We start from the raw sequence: 16,971 nt of genomic DNA, 5'->3' as shown, positions 1-16,971 counted from the left end.
GGGTCACGATGGGCATGACCATGGCCGAGAAGATCATCGCCGCCCACGCCGGGGTGGACCGCGTGGAGCCTGGGGAGCTGGTGGAGGTGCGGGTGGACTTCGTGATGGCCAACGACATCACGGCGGCCCTGGCCATCCGGGAGTTCGAGAAGCTGGAGGTCGAGGGGGTCTTCGACCGGGAGCGGGTGGCCTTCGTGGCCGATCACTTCGTGCCTCCCCCGAACATCAAGGCGGCCGAGCAGTGTCAGGCGGTGCGCACCTGGGCCCGCCGGAAGGGGATCCTCTATTTCGAAGGAGGGCGGGACGGAGGCATCGAGCACATCGTGCTCCCGGAGCAGGGCCTGGTGCTGCCCGGCGAGATCATCATCGGGGCGGACTCCCACACCTGCACCTACGGAGCCCTGGGCGCCTTCGCCACCGGGGTAGGCTCCACCGACGCCGCCGTCGCCATGGCGACGGGGCGGCTGTGGCTGAAGGTTCCTCCCACCATGAAGCTGTTCTACCACGGGACCCTGCGCCCGTGGGTGACGGCCAAGGACCTCATCCTCCACACCATCGGCCGCATCGGGGTGGATGGGGCGCTTTATATGGCGATGTATTTCACCGGCCCCGTCATTTCGCAGCTCAGCATGGATGCCCGCTTCACCATCACCAACATGGCCATCGAGGCCGGGGCGAAGACGGGGCTGATGGACGTCGACGAGAAGACCCTGGAGTTCGTGCGACCGCGGGCCCGGCGTCCCTTCACGGTTTACCGGGATGACCCGGACGCCCGCTACGAAGCGGAGCTGGATTTCAACGTCAGCGATTGGGAGCCGGCGGTGGCCGTGCCCCATCTGCCCTCCAACGTGCGGCCGGTGGGCGAGCTCTCCCATATCCGCATCGATCAGGTGTTCATCGGCTCCTGCACCAACGGCCGTATCGAGGACCTGCGCCTGGCGGCCCGCATCCTCCAGGGCCAGCGGGTGCATCCCGAGGTCCGCTGCATCATCATCCCGGGCAGCGGGGCCGTCTACCGCCAGGCCCTGGCGGAGGGCCTGATCGACATCTTCGTGGAGGCCGGGGCGGTGGTCGGGCTGCCCTCCTGCGGCCCCTGCATGGGGGGCTACTCGGGCGTGCTGGGGCCCGGGGAGCGCTGCGTCTCGACCACCAACCGCAACTTCGTCGGCCGCATGGGGCATCCGACCAGCGAGGTGTATCTGGCCAACCCGGCTGTGGCTGCCGCCAGCGCCATCCTGGGGCGCATCGCCAGCCCGGAGGAAGTGCCCGCGATGGCCGTGGCGGCATAAGGCAGCGCCGAAGCCGCCGGATGGGCAGAGCCGGAGAGGCCTCGGGAGGATCGAACGGAAACCGGCTGAGGAGGAGAAACCATGGAGGACCGCCGCTGGGCTTGGGAGGACGTCCTGGAGGAGGTCATCGCCTCGTGGGAGGCCGCCCACGAGGACGATGGGAAACGCGTCCACGAAGCGGATTGGGTCGTGGACTGCATGATGGGCTGCTACAACTTCACCGAGCCGGAGGAGGACTGACGATGCGTTTCCAGGGGCGCGCCTGGGTGTTCGGCGACAACATCGACACGGACGTGATCATCCCCGGGCGGTATCTCAACACGACGGACCCGCAGGAGCTGGCCGCCCACTGCATGGAGGGCGTGGATCCGGAGTTCCCCCGCAAGGTGCAGCCGGGCGACATCGTGGTGGCGGGGCGGAACTTCGGCAGCGGCTCCTCCCGGGAGCACGCCCCCCTCAGCCTGAAGGCGGCCGGGGTCTCCTGCGTCGTCGCCAAATCCTTCGCCCGCATCTTCTTCCGCAACGCCATCAACATCGGGCTGCCGGTGCTGGAATGTCCGGAGGCCGTCGAGGCGATCCAGCCCGGGGATGAACTGGAGGTCCGCCTGGACACCGGGGAGATCCTCCACCGGCGGACCGGGCAGGTCTTCCGGGCCAAGCCCTATCCGCCGTTCATGCTCGAGCTGATCCGCGCCGGAGGGCTCATCCCCTACACGAAGGCGCGGCTCCGCCAGGGATCCGTTGTGGCCTGAATCCACCCGATGGAGGAAAGCGATGGGGCGTCGAGAAAGGAGGTGGACCCGGGTTGCCCCGGGCCGGGAGCTCGTTCGTCGGTTCCTGGCCGGGGCCACCCGCGCCATCGCCGCCGCTTTCGGCCGGCCGATGATCTTCGCATGGCATCCCATACCGGTCGAGGAGGTGTGCGATGGAACGCGTCTGGCTTTACGATACCACGTTGCGCGACGGCAGCCAGCGGGAAGGGATCTCCTTCACCGTTGAGGACAAGCTGCGCATCACCGAGAAGCTGGACCAGCTCGGCATCCACTACATCGAAGGAGGATGGCCGGGCTCCAACCCCAAGGACGCGGAATACTTCCGCCGGGTGCGGCGGATGAGCCTCCGCCACGCCCGCATCGCCGCCTTCGGCATGACCCGGCGGCCGGGGCGCCGGGCCGAGGATGATGAGAACCTGCGGGCGCTGCTGGAGGCGGAGACGCCGGCCGTCACCGTGGTGGGCAAGTCCTGGGACCTCCACGTCCACCGGGTGCTGGAGACCACGCTGGAGGAGAACCTGGTCATGATCCGGGAGAGCGTGGCCCTCCTCAAGGCCCATGGGCGGGAGGTGATCTACGACGCCGAGCATTTCTTCGACGGCTGGAAGCGCAACCCGGACTATGCCCTGGCCACCCTCCGGGCCGCTCAGGAAGGCGGAGCCGACTGGATCGTCCTGTGCGACACCAACGGGGGCTCGATGCCATGGGAGATCGAGGAAGGGGTGGAGGCCGCGAAGCGAGCGGTCTCCGTCCCCCTGGGGATCCACACCCATAACGACTGCGAGCTGGCGGTGGCCAACTCCCTGGCCGCCGTCCGCCGGGGTGTCCGGCAGGTACAGGGGACGATCAACGGCTACGGGGAGCGGGTGGGCAACGCCAACCTGATCTCCATCATCGCCAACCTGAAGCTCAAGATGGGGATCGATTGCGTGACGGACGAACAGCTGGCCCGCCTGACGGAGGTCTCCCGCTTCGTGGCCGAGGTGGCCAACCTCCCCCACGATTCCCACCAGCCTTATGTGGGGGCCAGCGCCTTCGCCCACAAGGGCGGCATCCACGTGGCCGCCATCCTGAAGGCTGAGGAAAGCTACCAGCACATCGATCCCGCCCGCGTGGGCAACGTCAAGCGCGTGCTGATCTCGGAGCTCTCGGGGCGCGGCAACATCGTCGCCAAGGCGATGGAGTTCGGGTTGCGCCTCGACCCGGACGACCCTGCGGTGCAGGCGGTGGTGCGCCGGATCAAGGAGCTGGAGAACGAAGGGTTCTATTTCGAGGACGCCGAGGCCTCGGTGATCCTGATGCTCCGGCGCGCCCGCCCCGACTACGTCCCGCCCTTCCAGGTGCTGGATTACGTGGTGATGGTGGAGCGACGGGAGGGCCGCCTGCCGGTGGCCGAGGCCGCCGTCAAAGTCCGACTGGACGGGGAGATCGTGCACACCGCCGCGGAGGGCAACGGGCCGGTGAACGCCCTGGACGCGGCGCTGCGCAAGGCCCTCCTCCCCCGCTACCTGGCCCTCTCCCGGGTGCACCTGACCAACTATCGGGTGCACATCCTCAACGGCGACGCCGGGACGGCGGCCCGGGTGCGGGTGTGGATCGAGAGCACCGACGGCCAGCGGGTCTGGCGCACCGTCGGGGCCTCCACCAACATCCTGGAGGCCAGCCGCCTCGCCCTGGAGGACAGCCTGGAGTTCGGGATCGATCCCACGGTGGATCATCGCTGAAATTCGAAACCCCTGCCCGGGAAGGAAAACGATGGGACGCTTCGTGATCGCTGTGCTGCCCGGAGATGGGATCGGACCGGAGGTGACCGCGGAGGCCGTTCGGGTCCTGGAGGCGGTGGGACGCCGGTTCGGCCACGCCTTCGAGTTCCACGAGGCCCTCATCGGGGGAGCAGCCATCGACGCCACCGGATCGCCGCTCCCTCCCGAGACCCTGGAGCGTTGTCGCCGCTCGGATGCGATCCTGCTGGGGGCGGTGGGCGGGCCCAAATGGGACGACCCCACCGCTCCCGTCCGTCCGGAGCAGGGGTTGCTGGGCCTGCGCAAAGCCTTCGACCTCTTCGCCAACCTGCGCCCCGTGCGGGTCTTCCCCGCCCTGGTGGGCGCGACGCCGCTCAAGGAGCGGGTGGTGCGGGGCGTGGACCTCCTGTTCGTCCGCGAGCTCACCGGCGGCCTCTACTTCGGACCCCGTCAGGAGGCCGGTCCCGAGGGCGAGGAGGCCTACGACACGATGCGCTACACCCGATGGGAGATCGAGCGGGTGGTGCGGCTGGCCGCCCGGCTGGCCCGGGGCCGCCGAAAGCAGCTCACCTCGGTGGACAAGGCCAACGTGCTGGCCGCCTCCCGCCTCTGGCGCCGGGTGACCGAAGAGGTGGTCCGCCGGGAGTTCCCGGACCTCGCCCTGGAGCACGTGCTGGTGGACGCCTTCGCCATGCATCTCATCCGGCGTCCGGCGGCCTTCGATGTGGTGGTGACGGAGAACATGTTCGGGGACATCCTCACCGACGAGGCGTCGGTGCTGGCGGGGTCTATGGGGATGCTCCCCTCCGCCTCGCTGGGGGAGAGCCCGCCGGGGCTCTTCGAGCCGGTGCACGGCTCAGCCCCCGACATCGCCGGGCGCAACCTGGCCAACCCCATCGGGGCGATCCTGAGCGCGGCGCTCATGCTGCGCTACGCCTTCGGCCTGGAGGCGGAAGCCCGGGCCGTGGAGCAGGCCGTGGAGGCCGTCCTCGAGGCCGGCTACCGCACCCGGGACATCGCCGATGGGGAGACCTGCATCGTGGGAACCCGGGAGATGGGGGAGGCCATCGCGCAGCGCATCCTTCACTGCGCCTCATAGCCCCAGGATGGGCGCCGCTGAAGTATCCTTGAGTCCGTTGAAGGCCACAGGGCTTCCCTTCAGATCCATAGAAAATGGAACATGAACGGAGGAGGCACAGCCATGAGCATCTCCGGGAACGGGCGCAAACACCGCAGCGCGCGGGTGACGGAGGGCGTGGAACGAGCCCCCCACCGAGCGATGTTCCGGGCGGTGGGCCTCCGGGATGAGGATCTCCGCCGGCCCTTCATCGGCGTGGCGAACACCTGGTTCGAGGCCCAGCCCTGCAACCACCACCTCCAACGCCTGGCCGAGCTCGTCAAACAGGGGATCCGCGACGCCGGGGGCACCCCCATTGAGTTCAACGCCGTCCCGGCCAACGACGCCATCGGCATGGGCCACGAGGGGATGAAGGCCTCCCTGGTCAGCCGGGAGCTGATCGCCGATTCCATCGAGCTGGCCGCGGTGGCTTACCAGCTGGACGCCCTGGTGACCATCGGGGGCTGCGACAAGACCCAGCCGGCCTGCGTGATGGCGATGGCCCGCCTGAACCTGCCCTCCATCTACCTTTACGGAGGAAGCGTCCCCCCCGGGAGCTGGCGCGGACGGGCGGTGACCATCCAGGACGTCTTTGAGGCGGTGGGGGCGGTCTCCCGCGGGCGGATGACCGTGGAGGAGCTGCGGGAGCTGGAGGAGGTCGCCGTGCCCACCTACGGCGCCTGCGGGGGGATGTTCACCGCCAACACCATGGCCTCCGCCTTCGAGGCCATGGGGCTGACGCTCCCCAACGCCGCCGCCCCCGTGGCCCCCAGCCGGGCCCGGGAGGAGCTGGCTTACGAGACCGGACGGGCCATCGTCCGCATCCTGGAGGCTGGGATCCGGCCCCGTGACATCATGACCCGGGAGGCTTTCGAGAACGCCATCGCCGTGGCGGCCGCCATGGGCGGCTCCACCAACCTCATCCTTCACCTTCTGGCCATCGCCTACGAAGCCGGCGTCCCCCTCACCCTGGACGACTTCGAGCGCGTCAGCGAGCGGACGCCCCACCTGGCGGACCTGAAGCCGGTGGGCCGATATGTGATGGCGGACATCGACCGCATCGGCGGCGTGCCGGTGGTGATGAAGGCCCTCCTGGACGCCGGGCTCCTGCACGGCGACTGCCGCACCGTCACCGGGGAGACCATCGCGGAGCGCCTGGCCGGCGTGACCTTCCCGGAGAATCAGGATGTGGTCCGCCCGGTGAGCCAGCCCCTCCATCCCACCGGCGGCTACGTGATCCTGCGGGGGAACCTCGCCCCGGAGGGCGGGGTGTTGAAGATCACGGGGACCACGAAACGCTACCATCGAGGGCCCGCTCGGGTCTTCGACCGGGAGGAGGACGCCTTCCAGGCGGTCAACAGCGGGCAGATCCGACCGGGGGATGTGGTGGTGGTGCGCTATGAAGGGCCGAAGGGCGGGCCCGGGATGCGGGAGATGCTGGTGGTGACCGCCGCCCTGGTGGGCCAGGGCTTGAAGGACGAGGTGGCCCTGCTGACGGATGGCCGCTTCTCCGGAGCCACCCACGGCCTCATGATCGGCCACATCTCCCCGGAGGCCGCCGTCGGCGGACCCCTGGCCCTGTTGCAGGATGGGGATATCGTCGTGATCGACGTAGATCGCCGGACCGTGGACGTGGAACTCTCCGAAGAGGAGCTGGCCCGGCGCCGGGCGGCCTGGACCCCGCCGCCGCCGAAGTATCCCCACGGCCTCTTCGCCAAATACGCCCGGCTGGTCTCCTCAGCCGCTCAGGGCGCGGTGTGCATCCCATAGTCGCATTTCCTCAATCTAAAAAAGTAGTGAGCGCGTGGGGGATCCAAAAACGGGGTCGGGTGGAGAGCAGCCCGGCCCTGCTTTCTCGATCTGAACAAGGGAGTGCGAACCGATGAGCCGCCAGCCTTCGTTCCGTGTTGCCGTCCTGGGGGCCACCGGGATGGTGGGCCAGTGGCTGATCCATCTGCTGGATCGCCACCCGTGGTTCCGGGTGGTGGCCCTCACCGGGTCCGATCGATCGGTGGGGCGGCCCTACGGCGAGGCGTGCCGCTGGCTGCTCGGCGCGCCGATGCCCGACTGGGCGGCCCGCATGCCCGTCCTCCCCACAGAGCCGGGCTTCGAGGCGGATCTGGTGATCTCCGCCCTCCCCTCGGAGATCGCCCGGGAGGCCGAACCCCGTTTCGCCGCCGCCGGCTACCTGGTGGCGAGCAACGCCTCCGCCTACCGCATGGCCCCGGATGTCCCCCTGTTGATGCCCGATGTGAACTTCGACCATCTCGCCCTGCTCGCCCGCCAGCGAGACGAGCGGGGCTGGACCGGCGCCCTCCTCACCAACCCGAACTGCACCACCACCGCGGCCGTCCTCCCCCTGAAGGCCCTGATGCCCTACGGCGTCCGGCGGGTCCATCTGGTCAGCCTCCAGGCCCTCTCCGGCGCCGGCTACCCCGGGGTCTCCGCGATGGAGATCGTCGACAACATCCTCCCGCATATCCCCGGGGAGGAGGAGAAGCTCGAAACGGAGCCCCGCAAGCTCCTGGGCCGGCTGACGGACGGGACGGTGGAGGAGGCCCCCATCCGCCTCAGCGCCCAGACCAACCGCGTCCCGACCCTGGATGGCCATCTGGTCTGCCTCTCGGTGGAGCTGGAGGAGCGGATCTCGCCGGAGCAGGCGATGGCGGCCATGGCCGCCTACCGTCCGCCGGAGGAGGTCGCCGATCTCCCCACCGCGGTCCCGATGCCCATCGTGGTGCGACGGGAGCCGGACCGGCCGCAACCGCGCCTGGATCGGATGGCGGGCGGGGGGATGAGCGTGGTCGTGGGCCGGGTGCAGCCCTGCCCCGTCTTCACCCTCAAGTTCGTCGCCCTGACCCACAACACCATCCGGGGGGCGGCCGGCGCCGCCCTCTTCAACGCCGAAGCCCTCCTGCGCTGGCTCGGGCGGGTGTAGCCCGGGGCCTCGAACCGACCGGCGTCCCGGAAACCTCAACCCAACCGGCGGATCTCTTGGCGCTCCGCAACGGATGGTTCCTCGTTCCGCCGCCCGGGTGGAACACCGGACCGCGGGAGGTCAATTTCCTCCGCGCGCTCCCTCTCCGTAACGTATAATGTCCGCGGAGCGGCTTTCCCGAGCCGCGGGAACCTTCAAGTGCGCTTCGGGAGGAAACCCCATGGACTTCCGTCTGAGCGATGAGCACCGGATGGTCCAGCAGATGGTCCGCGAGTTCGCCGAGCGGGAGGTCCGCCCCGTCATCAAGGAACATGACCGCGCCCAGAAGCCCATCCCCTGGCTCTTCGAACGCATGGCCGCCCTGGGGCTGCTGGGGATCTGCATCCCCGTGAAATACGGCGGCGCAGGCATGGACTACATCTCCCTGGGGTTGGCTTGCGAGGAGCTGGAGCGCATCGACAGCTCCCTGCGCGTGGTGATGTCCGTCCACGTGGCCCTGAACTCCCTCTCCCTCTTGCAGTGGGGAACGGAGGAGCAGAAGCAACGCTATCTGGTCCCCCAGGCGAAGGGGGAGAAGATCGCCGCCTACGCCCTGACGGAGCCCGGCGCCGGCTCGGACGCGGCGGCCATCCGCACCACCGCAAAACGCCAGGGGGATGTCTACATCCTGAACGGGGAGAAGACCTGGATCAGCCTGGCCGACCTGGCCGATCACTTCCTGGTGATCGCCAAGACCGACCCGGAGAAGGGCCACCGCGGCATGTCGGCCTTCATCGTGGAGCGCTCCTTCCCCGGGGTGAAGACCGGGACGATCCACGGCAAGCTGGGGGTGCGGGCCGGGAACACCGGGTGGATCGTCTTCGAGAACACGCCGGTGCCCGTGGAGAACCGCCTGGGGGAGGAGGGGGAGGGCTTCTACATCGCCATGGCGGCCCTGGACAACGGGCGCTACACCGTGGCGGCGGGGGCCACCGGCCTGATCCGGGCCTGCCTGGAGGCCTCGGTGAAATACGCCAACGAGCGGATGACCTTCGGCCGGCGCATCGGGGAGCACCAGCTGGTCCAGGAGATGATCGCGAAGATGGCCGCCAACTACGAGATCGCCCGCCTCCTTTACCTGCGGGCGGGCTGGATGAAGAACATGGGCCTGCGGAACACCCGGGAGACCAGCCTGGCCAAATGGTTCGCCACCGAGGCCGCCGTCCAGGCCGCCCTGGACGCCATCCAGATCCACGGGGCTTACGGCTACAGCGACGAATACGATGTGGAGCGCTACCTGCGCAACGCCAAGGGGGAGGTGATCTACGAGGGCACCAGCCAGATCCACACTATCCTGCAGGCGGAATACGCCCTGGGCTACCGAAAGGACCGTCCGCTGCGCTGCGAACTGCCCGCCTACGACCCCGAGGTCTGGCGTGCGGAGCCGGCGGTGGCCTGAACACGCTCTGAACACATCCATGCCATGTTCTCCCGGGGCGCTGTGGGTTCGAGCGCCTCAGGCCCTGAGAAGCGAAGCGGGGAAGGCTCTCTCATCCTCCGGCGCACAGGAGGGCTTCCATGCACATTGTGGTCCCGATCAAGCAAACCCCGGATACCACCGCGACCCTCACGGTGGATGCGTCCGGGCGTATCTCGTGGGGGGATGCGCCGCTGATTGTGAACCCCTGGGACGAGTTCGCCATTGAGGAGTCCCTGCGGTTGAAGGAGAAGTTCGGCGGCAAGGTCACCGTGATCACCATGGGGCCGGAATCCGCCAAGGAGGCCCTCAAGCAAGCGGTGGCCATGGGATGTGATGAAGCCATCCTCCTTCACGATCCCGCCTTCGAGGGTTCGGATGCGGTGGTCACGGCCACCATCCTGGCTGCCGCCATCCGCAAGCTGGGAGCGGTGGACCTGGTCTTCATGGGCAAGGAGAGCGTGGACGGGAACTCCGCCCAGGTCCCGCCCGCCCTCGCCCGCCGCCTCGGCTGGCCGCTGCTGGCCTACGTGGGGAAGATCCGCGAGATCGATCCCGCCGGGCGGACCATCGTGGTGGAGCGGATCCTGGAGGAGGGCCGCCAGGTGGTGCGGGCGCCCCTCCCGGCCGTCCTCAGCGCGATGCAGATGAACGAACCCCGCTATCCTTCCTTTATGGGCATCCGCAAGGCCGCCCGGATGCAGATCCCGGTCTGGACGGCCGCGGATCTGGGGCTGACGCCGGAACAGGTCGGCGCGGCCGCCTCCGCCGCCCGCTGGCCCTCCGTTTTCGCGCCCCCCAAGCAGGAGATCCAGTGTGAGTTCATCCAGGGCGAGTCCCCCGAGGAGATCGCCCGGATCCTGGTGGATCGCCTGCTCGCGGAGAAGGTGCTGTAAGGGAACAGGCGCTGTGGCAGGTCACGCTTCCGGAACGAACCCGCTGGGAGGATCCGCATGAGCGGCATCTGGGTCTGGCTGGAGCAGTTCCAGGGGAAGATCCCCTCGGTGGCCTGGGAGGCCCTCGGGGTCGCCCGGCGCCTGGCGGACGCGCAGGGGACGGCGGTGACCGCCGTGTTGATGGGGGACGGGATCGCCGCCCTGGCGGAGGAAGCCATCGCCATGGGCGCGGATGAAGTGCGGGTGATGGAGCACGTCGCCCTGGCGGACTTCCGCCTGGAGCCTTATCTCGCCGCCCTCGTCCCCCACATCCGGGAAGGGGCTCCCCAGGCGGTCTTGCTCCCCTCCACCGCCCGGGGGCGAGAACTGGCGGGAGGGCTGGCCGCGGAGCTGGGCACCGCCGCCCTGGTGGATGTGATCGAGGTCTCGGTGGAAGACCAGCGGATCACAGCGGTCCGCCCGATCTATGAGGGCAAGCTGTTCGCCCGGACCTACGTCGAGCGCACGCCGGCCATCCTCACGGTTCGGGGACGGGCGTTCCCTCGGCCGGACCCGGATCCGAACCGGAAGGGGGAGATCCGGCCGGTCGCCGTGGCGCTGGACCCCTCCGCTTTCCCCACGCAGGTCCTGGAGTGGATCCAGGAGGCGGAGGGGGAGATCAGCCTGAACGAGGCCCGCATCGTGGTGGGGGGCGGGCGGGGCGTGGGCAGCCCGGAAGGCTTCGAGCCGCTGCGGGAGCTGGCCCGCGCCCTGGGGGCGGCCCTGGGAGCAACCCGCGCGGTGGTGGATGCCGGGTGGATCCCCTATAAGTATCAGGTGGGCCAGACCGGCAAGACCATCAGCCCCGATCTCTACATCGCCTGTGGGATCTCCGGGGCCATCCAGCACCTCTCCGGCCTGCGGGGGGTGAAGGTCATCGTGGCCATCAACAAGGACCCGGAGGCTCCGATCTTCAAGGTCGCCCGTTACGGAGTGGTGGACGATCTGTTCAAGATCGTCCCCGCCCTCACCGCCGAGCTCCGTCGCCGCGGGTTAGCCCGGGGCTGAGCGGTCGATCCATCCCGACTTTCTTCAGACGGGAGACGGACAGCAAAGCGGTCCGTCTCCCGTTTCGTTGTTTATGGCCCTTCCACCAGGAAGAGCGGCAGGCCGCCGACGGCGGCCTCCCCTTGCTTCCGGCGGTCCGGGTTGCACCAGGTGGGCGTGTTGTAGTTGGTGGCGCCCGGCAGCGAGAAGGTGTAAACCCCAGCCACCGGCGTCACCGGGGTGGCCGCCCCGGTCCGGACGTCGTAAACCACGCCCCGAGGGGCCGCCGCGGTCACCGTGATGGTTGCCGGGGTCTCCATCCGGGTCCAGGCCAGCAACACCCGTGCGCCGTCCGGCCGCTGGAAGGCGAACCATTCCACCTGCCCGGTGCACGCCCCCCAGTCGGCCTGACCGTTCGTGGAGCGCCAGCGCCAGAGGGGCTTTGCGTCCCGCAGATGGGTGCTCACCAGCCGGTAAGCGGCTGCGGCCGGTCGCGCTCCGGCATCCGATGGATAACACGGCGCCGGATTGGGATTGCGATACAGGCCGAAGGCGTCGTGCGCCTCCGGCCCGTTTCCGCAGTCATCGTGCAGCATGAAGTGAAAGATCACCCGCGCCCCGCTCCAGATCGCGTAGGCCGCGCTCTGCACCACATACGCCGCTGCCTCCTCCTTCGTCCCCCGGTAGCCGCTGTTCGGATCCCACGTCGGGCCCGGGTAATCGTCCCATACCGGCAGCCCGCTCTCATTGACCCACAGCTCTTTGATGAGGCCGAAGGCCCCGAGGGTCCCCTTCACTTGATTGAGATACCGGAACGTTTGCCAGGCGTAGCTGTAGCTGTGGACCGGCAGGATGTCGAAATACCAGCCGAAGGCGTCCCGTAGCTGGGGATCGGGATCGTTCCGGAGGACCGTGAGGACCTCGCGCAGCCAGTCGGGCTTCTCGAAGATCGCCAGCCCGCCGAACAGGATGCGGGCCTGGGGATCCGCCTGGCGGGCGGCGATGGCGGCCACCCGGAGCAGGCGAGCGTAATCCGCCGCGCTTCCACTCCAGAAGAACGAAAGATCGGGCTCGTTCCAGATCTCCCAGTCACGCACGCCGCGCCCGGCCGGCCATCCGGGCACCTCCCGGCTCGCCGCCCCGCCCGGCCGGTAGCGGGCGACGGCCTGGTAGACAAAGGCGGCCCATCGGTTCTCCGGGTTGATGGTCTTGCCCGGGCCGGGCCGGTCCGTGCCGTCGGTGAAGATGGGAGCGTAGAGGCCGGCCGGGGGGCTCGCCGCGGCAATGGCGATGGGCGCCCCGGGTGTGCGCGCCTCCGAACGGCGCAGGATGGAGCCGCCCACAGGCGGTCGCAGGGGGAGGCCTCCGGTCGCATAAAAGCCCGGGGTGCCGAGGAGGATGAGGGAGACCTCGAAGCCCTGGGCCAGAGCGTCCCGGAGGGCGGTGTCGACGGAAGCCCACCGATAGACGCCCGGCGAGATCTCCACCCCGCTCCAGTAGAGCGGCCAGCGGTCCCACCGGGCGCCCAGTCGCCGGGCGCGATCGAACCGGTCCGGGTCGGCCGGCCACTCCGCTGAGGTGATGAAGACCAGCCCGAAATCCACCCGGGGAGGAGCCTCCGACCCCTGACGGGCGACCAGGGGCAGATACACCCGGAACGTTGTCGGAGGGCTCGCGGGGGGCTCTCCGCCCGGCATCGGAGCCGCCGGGCGGGCAGGGAGTAGGGGCGTCTCCCCTTCCCGGGCGGTCATCCCGAGGGTCAGGAGGATAAGAAGAATCAGGAGCGCACGGCGCGCCGGCATCGCCTTGCCTCTTCGCGGAACAGGAAGCCGACCCCATCGACCTCAGGAGCCGCCCGCGGCGAGGGCGGCCAGGACCTGAGCGGGGGTCCGACGGCCCCGAGGTGTGCGGTCGAAGTCCGCATCGAAACTCACCAGGATAAGCCCATGCTTCTCCGCCGCTACGTATAGATACGCATCATCGAAATCCAGCCGGAAGTCCTCAGTCGCCCGAAGGGCCTCGAGGATCTCGTTCGGCTCCAGACGGATCAGGCGGACGGCACCGTCAAGGAAGAGATCCTGAACGAAAGCGCGCAGCACCTCCAGCCGGTTCAGGCGGATCAGGACGAGGGCGATGGAATGAAAGGCGAAATCGGTGATCGCGAGGCGATCAGAAGGGATTCGAGCCAGGAAGCGCGCGACGTCGGATCCTCTTTCCTGATCCAGAAGCCGCTCCAGCCACACGTTGGTGTCGATCAGATACATCCCTTCAGTCTCCCCGCCACTCCAGCGCCTTCTGTTCGAGATCCAGCGCGGTGAAGCGGTCGCGATAGTCCTTCAACGCCCCTCCCCAATCCTGACGGAGGGTCGGGGCGGGTTCCTGCCTCCGACGCAGCAGGGAACGGATTAAATCCTTCACCTCCTGCCGCAGCTCCGGGGGCAGCTCCCGGATCATCTCCTCCAGGGTCTTCACGGCCGCCTCCCCCTTGAAGGCTCCAGGTCATCATAACCGGAAGGCATCGGCGTGCCAAGGGGGCGCCCGGGGATGCAGGAGGCCGGGCGGCCGGCGGGCTCGAACCCCCGGGTAAAATGAACCCGGAACTCAAAGAGCACCCCGGGATGGCATCCGGCATGCCGGAGAAGCCTTGCGTGGCTCTGATCCACTACACGGCCCCACCGGTGGTCGGCGGGGTGGAGGCCGTGCTCGCCCGCCAGGCCCGCGCCCTGGCGGCGGCCGGCTACCCCGTGCGGATCATCGCCGGCGTGGCGGCCGTGGATGCGCCCGGGGTGGAGGCGGTGGCCATCCCACCGATGTATGGAGCCCATCCGGACATTGCCCCTCTCCAGGCGGCGCTGATGGAGGGCCGCCTCCCGGGCGCTTTCTCTCAATGGCGGGAGCGGCTGCGTCGCGCCCTCCAGGAGGCCCTGCACGGGGCCGACGTGGCTATCCTCCACAACGTCTGTACCATGGATAAGAACCTCGTCCTCTCCGCTGCCCTCTATGATCTGGTCACCGAAGATCCCCGGCGCTGGATCGGATGGCACCACGATGCGGTGATCCTGCGGGCGAGGGCCCCGCGTTCCCCGGGCGAGCCGTGGGAGCTGCTCGTTCGGCCCTGGCCGGTGATCCACGTGACGGTCTCCGAGGCCCGTCGGCAGGCCCTGGCCGCCGCCTGGGGGATCCCGGCCACGCGCATCCACGTGATCCCGAACGGAGTGGACCTGGGGGCGTTCTTCCGCTGGAGCGCCTGCACGCGATCCCTGGTGGAACATCTGGGTCTCATGGCCGCCGACGCCATCCTCCTGACGCCGGTTCGCATCACCCGCCGCAAGCGGCTGGAGGAGGCCCTGGCGGTCCTCCGGCATTTGCGGGCCCGGACCGGATGGGATGCCCGGCTGGTGGTGACCGGCCCGCCGGGCGCCCACACGCCGGCCAACCGGGCCTATCTGGAAGCGCTGCGCGCCCAGCGGGCCGCGTGGGGGCTGGAGGGGGCGGCGCACTTCCTGTATGAACATCTGGGAGAGGGTTTGCCGGAGGAGACGGTGGCGGATTTCTACACGTTGGCGGACGCGGTGCTGCTCACCAGCGAGGAGGAGGGGTTTGGGCTGCCGGTCCTGGAGGCGGGCCTGGCGCGTCTGCCGGTGTTCGCCCGGGAGCTCCCCCCCTTGCGGGAGCTGGGCCAAGAGGATGTCTTCCTGTTTCCCATGGAGGCCCCCCCGGAGGCCCTCGCCGCTGCCATCGCCCACTTCCTGGAGACGGATCCGGTGGCCCGGCTGCGCCGCCGCGTCCGCCAGCAATTCGACGCCGATCGCCTGATCCGGGAGCGCCTGATCCCCCTGCTGGAAGAGATGCCCTCCTGAAATTTCCTGCTCACCAGCGATAAAAACCCCTCCCGGTCTTCCGGCCGAGGAGGCCGGCCCGGACCATCTGGCGAAGCAAGGGGGCGGCCCGATAGACACCGCTTCGATGCTCCGCCTCCAGGGCATCCAGGATGGCCACCACCAGGTCCAGGCCGATGAGGTCCCCCCACTCCAGGGGTCCCCGAGGGTAGTTCGTGCCCAGCTTCATCGCCGTGTCGACGTCCTCAGGGGCCGCTACCCCTTCCATCACCGCGAAGGCCGCCTCGTTGATCAGGGCGCACAGGATGCGCGGGTGCACCATCCCCACCGCGTCCTGAACCACCACGGGGGAGAGGCCCAGCGCCTGCCACCAGGCCCTCGCCCGCTCCAGCGCTCCGGTATCCCCCGGAAGGGGATGGGCCAGCTCCACCGGGAGACCGAGGCTCAGGGGCGGCAGGAGGGCGAACCCCACCACACGGCCCGGATGATGGGTCCAGCCCGCCACCCGGGTCGCGGAGACGGTGAGGCAGAGGCTCAGCAGCAGCGCCTCGGGGGGCAGGGCCGCGTCCAGGATCTCCACCAGAGCCTGCTTGGCCTCCGGGGGGTAGGGCAAGGCCTCCACTGCCAGGGCGCTCCGCCGCGCCTCCGCCTCCAGGGTGGGGCGCAGCTCCGGCGCGGGCCACCCCTCCAGAGTCAGCACGGAAGCCGGATAGCCTTTCTCCAGACACCACGCGCCGATCTCCTCCGCGAGGATACCCGCTCCCACGATCAGCACGCGCTCCTTCAGCGGTTGGGTTCCCATCCCCCCTTCCTCCCAAACCGTGATCCGGGGATCCCGCGGGCTCAGGCCGGTGAGCCCTCGTAGTCATACCATCCTTTCCCGGTTTTGCGGCCCAGACGGCCGGCCTGGACCATCTGGCGCTGCAAGGGGTGTGGGCGAAAGCGGGGCTCCTCGAAGAAGGCCCGATAGACGCTCTCGCTGACCGCTAAGTTGACATCCAGACCGATGAGATCCATCAGCTCGAAGGGCCCCATCCGGAACCCCAGGGTCCGCATGATCCGGTCCACCGTGGATGGATCGGCGACGCCCTCTCCCACCAGGCGCAGGGCCTCCAGGTAGAAGGGCCGGGCCACCCGGTTCACGATGAACCCCGGCGTGTCCTTCACCACCACGGGGGTTTTGCCCCAGCGCCGGGCGAGATCGACCAGCGCCCGCACGGTTTCCTCGGACGTAGCCAGGCCTCGCACCACTTCCACCAGGCGCATGACCGGGGCCGGGTTGAAGAAGTGCATGCCGGCCACCCGCTCCGGCCGACGGGTGGCGGCCCCCAGGGCCGTGATGGAGAGGGAGGAGGTGTTGGAAGCGAGGATGGCAGTGGGAGGGCAGAGGTCATCGAGCCGGCGGAAGACCTCCTGCTTGAGGTTCAGATCCTCCGGGGCCGCCTCGATGACGACCTCGGCCTCCGCGAGAGCCTCCAAGCGGTCGCTGAGGCGCAGGCGCTCCCGGGCGTTCCGGGCCTCCGCCTCCGCGAGGCGCCCCTTCGCCAAAGCCTCCTGCAGCCATCCTTCGATCTGGGCGCGGGCGCGTTCCAGGGCTTCCTCCACGACATCGTAAAGGACGACCTCGGCGCCGTGGGTCAGCGCCACATACGCGATCCCTCGTCCCATCGTCCCCGCCCCGATGATCCCCACGCGCTCCATTGTTCTCCACCTCAAATGCGGCATCTTTCACGCCGATTGAAATCGGCCTTCTTAGGCGCTTCGCGCCAAGCGTCGGCCTCCGCCGACGCCAGAGATGCTTTCGGTCGGCGCAGGCCGACCGTCGGCCGCAAGGCCTCCCGAGGCCGAATTCATTCGGCACCCAGGGCCAACCGCCGGCCACAGGCTTTCACGCC

General features: G+C 69.1%; 16 protein-coding genes. 11 read left to right on the top strand and 5 right to left on the bottom strand.

The window, feature by feature from the left end; translation table 11 throughout:
- Positions 1–8: 8 nt before the first annotated feature.
- The 10 genes from leuC to KNN16_RS14185 all read left to right on the top strand — a co-directional run bounded on the left by leuC (position 9) and on the right by KNN16_RS14185 (position 11,258).
- Positions 9–1,289, top strand: a complete 1,281-nt coding sequence (gene leuC / locus KNN16_RS14230; RefSeq protein ID WP_303897757.1) for a 3-isopropylmalate dehydratase large subunit — start codon at positions 9–11, stop codon at positions 1,287–1,289.
- Between the two features lie 81 nt (positions 1,290–1,370).
- On the top strand, positions 1,371–1,529 hold the full coding sequence (locus tag KNN16_RS14225) for a hypothetical protein (RefSeq protein WP_299284050.1): 159 nt from the start codon (positions 1,371–1,373) through the stop codon (positions 1,527–1,529).
- A 2-nt stretch (positions 1,530–1,531) separates the two neighbouring features.
- Positions 1,532–2,041, top strand: coding sequence for a 3-isopropylmalate dehydratase small subunit (locus tag KNN16_RS14220; RefSeq protein WP_273087626.1), 510 nt, complete (start codon positions 1,532–1,534; stop codon positions 2,039–2,041).
- A 173-nt stretch (positions 2,042–2,214) separates the two neighbouring features.
- A complete protein-coding gene (cimA, locus tag KNN16_RS14215; RefSeq protein WP_303897756.1) occupies positions 2,215–3,786 on the top strand; it encodes a citramalate synthase in 1,572 nt (523 codons plus the stop codon).
- Between the two features lie 31 nt (positions 3,787–3,817).
- Entirely contained in the window at positions 3,818–4,903 is a 1,086-nt protein-coding gene (gene leuB / locus KNN16_RS14210; protein WP_303897755.1) for a 3-isopropylmalate dehydrogenase, read from the top strand.
- Positions 4,904–5,005: 102 nt separating this feature from the next.
- Entirely contained in the window at positions 5,006–6,691 is a 1,686-nt protein-coding gene (gene ilvD / locus KNN16_RS14205) for a dihydroxy-acid dehydratase (protein ID WP_303897754.1), read from the top strand.
- Between the two features lie 112 nt (positions 6,692–6,803).
- Complete coding sequence (gene asd / locus KNN16_RS14200; protein WP_303897753.1) at positions 6,804–7,859, top strand: aspartate-semialdehyde dehydrogenase; 1,056 nt, start codon at positions 6,804–6,806, stop codon at positions 7,857–7,859.
- 220 nt (positions 7,860–8,079) lie between these two features.
- Complete coding sequence (locus KNN16_RS14195; protein ID WP_303897752.1) at positions 8,080–9,297, top strand: acyl-CoA dehydrogenase family protein; 1,218 nt, start codon at positions 8,080–8,082, stop codon at positions 9,295–9,297.
- A gap of 119 nt (positions 9,298–9,416) precedes the next feature.
- Positions 9,417–10,211, top strand: a complete 795-nt coding sequence (locus KNN16_RS14190) for an electron transfer flavoprotein subunit beta/FixA family protein (protein WP_299287395.1) — start codon at positions 9,417–9,419, stop codon at positions 10,209–10,211.
- 57 nt (positions 10,212–10,268) lie between these two features.
- A complete protein-coding gene (locus KNN16_RS14185) occupies positions 10,269–11,258 on the top strand; it encodes an electron transfer flavoprotein subunit alpha/FixB family protein (protein WP_303897751.1) in 990 nt (329 codons plus the stop codon).
- 71 nt (positions 11,259–11,329) lie between these two features.
- Here KNN16_RS14185 and KNN16_RS14180 read toward each other — a convergent pair whose 3' ends face one another.
- Genes KNN16_RS14180 through KNN16_RS14170 form a run of 3 tightly spaced genes read right to left on the bottom strand, consistent with a single transcriptional unit; the run spans position 11,330 to position 13,709 of the window.
- Positions 11,330–13,039 (bottom strand): hypothetical protein, encoded by a 1,710-nt coding sequence (locus KNN16_RS14180; protein ID WP_303897750.1) that lies wholly within the window; start codon positions 13,037–13,039, stop codon positions 11,330–11,332.
- Positions 13,040–13,081: 42 nt separating this feature from the next.
- A complete protein-coding gene (locus KNN16_RS14175; RefSeq protein ID WP_303897749.1) occupies positions 13,082–13,501 on the bottom strand; it encodes a PIN domain-containing protein in 420 nt (139 codons plus the stop codon).
- Between the two features lie 4 nt (positions 13,502–13,505).
- Complete coding sequence (locus KNN16_RS14170) at positions 13,506–13,709, bottom strand: DUF2281 domain-containing protein (protein ID WP_303897747.1); 204 nt, start codon at positions 13,707–13,709, stop codon at positions 13,506–13,508.
- Between the two features lie 158 nt (positions 13,710–13,867).
- Here KNN16_RS14170 and KNN16_RS14165 point away from each other — a divergent pair, with 158 nt between their 5' ends.
- Positions 13,868–15,097: a glycosyltransferase family 4 protein gene (locus tag KNN16_RS14165; RefSeq protein ID WP_303897746.1), complete on the top strand. Its 1,230-nt coding sequence runs from the start codon at positions 13,868–13,870 to the stop codon at positions 15,095–15,097.
- A 10-nt stretch (positions 15,098–15,107) separates the two neighbouring features.
- Here KNN16_RS14165 and KNN16_RS14160 read toward each other — a convergent pair whose 3' ends face one another.
- Together KNN16_RS14160 and KNN16_RS14155 are read right to left on the bottom strand one after the other, a co-directional pair.
- Positions 15,108–15,878 (bottom strand): 3-hydroxyacyl-CoA dehydrogenase family protein, encoded by a 771-nt coding sequence (locus tag KNN16_RS14160; RefSeq protein WP_303897745.1) that lies wholly within the window; start codon positions 15,876–15,878, stop codon positions 15,108–15,110.
- 41 nt (positions 15,879–15,919) lie between these two features.
- The gene (locus KNN16_RS14155; protein WP_303897744.1) at positions 15,920–16,777 is read right to left on the bottom strand and encodes a 3-hydroxyacyl-CoA dehydrogenase family protein; all 858 of its coding nucleotides are present in this window, start codon (positions 16,775–16,777) and stop codon (positions 15,920–15,922) included.
- Positions 16,778–16,971 lie beyond the last annotated feature (194 nt).

Origin of the sequence: Thermoflexus hugenholtzii (genome assembly GCF_018771565.1) — a bacterium.
Lineage (GTDB): Bacteria > Chloroflexota > Anaerolineae > Thermoflexales > Thermoflexaceae > Thermoflexus > Thermoflexus hugenholtzii_A.
This window is presented reverse-complemented; position numbering and strand designations above follow the sequence as displayed.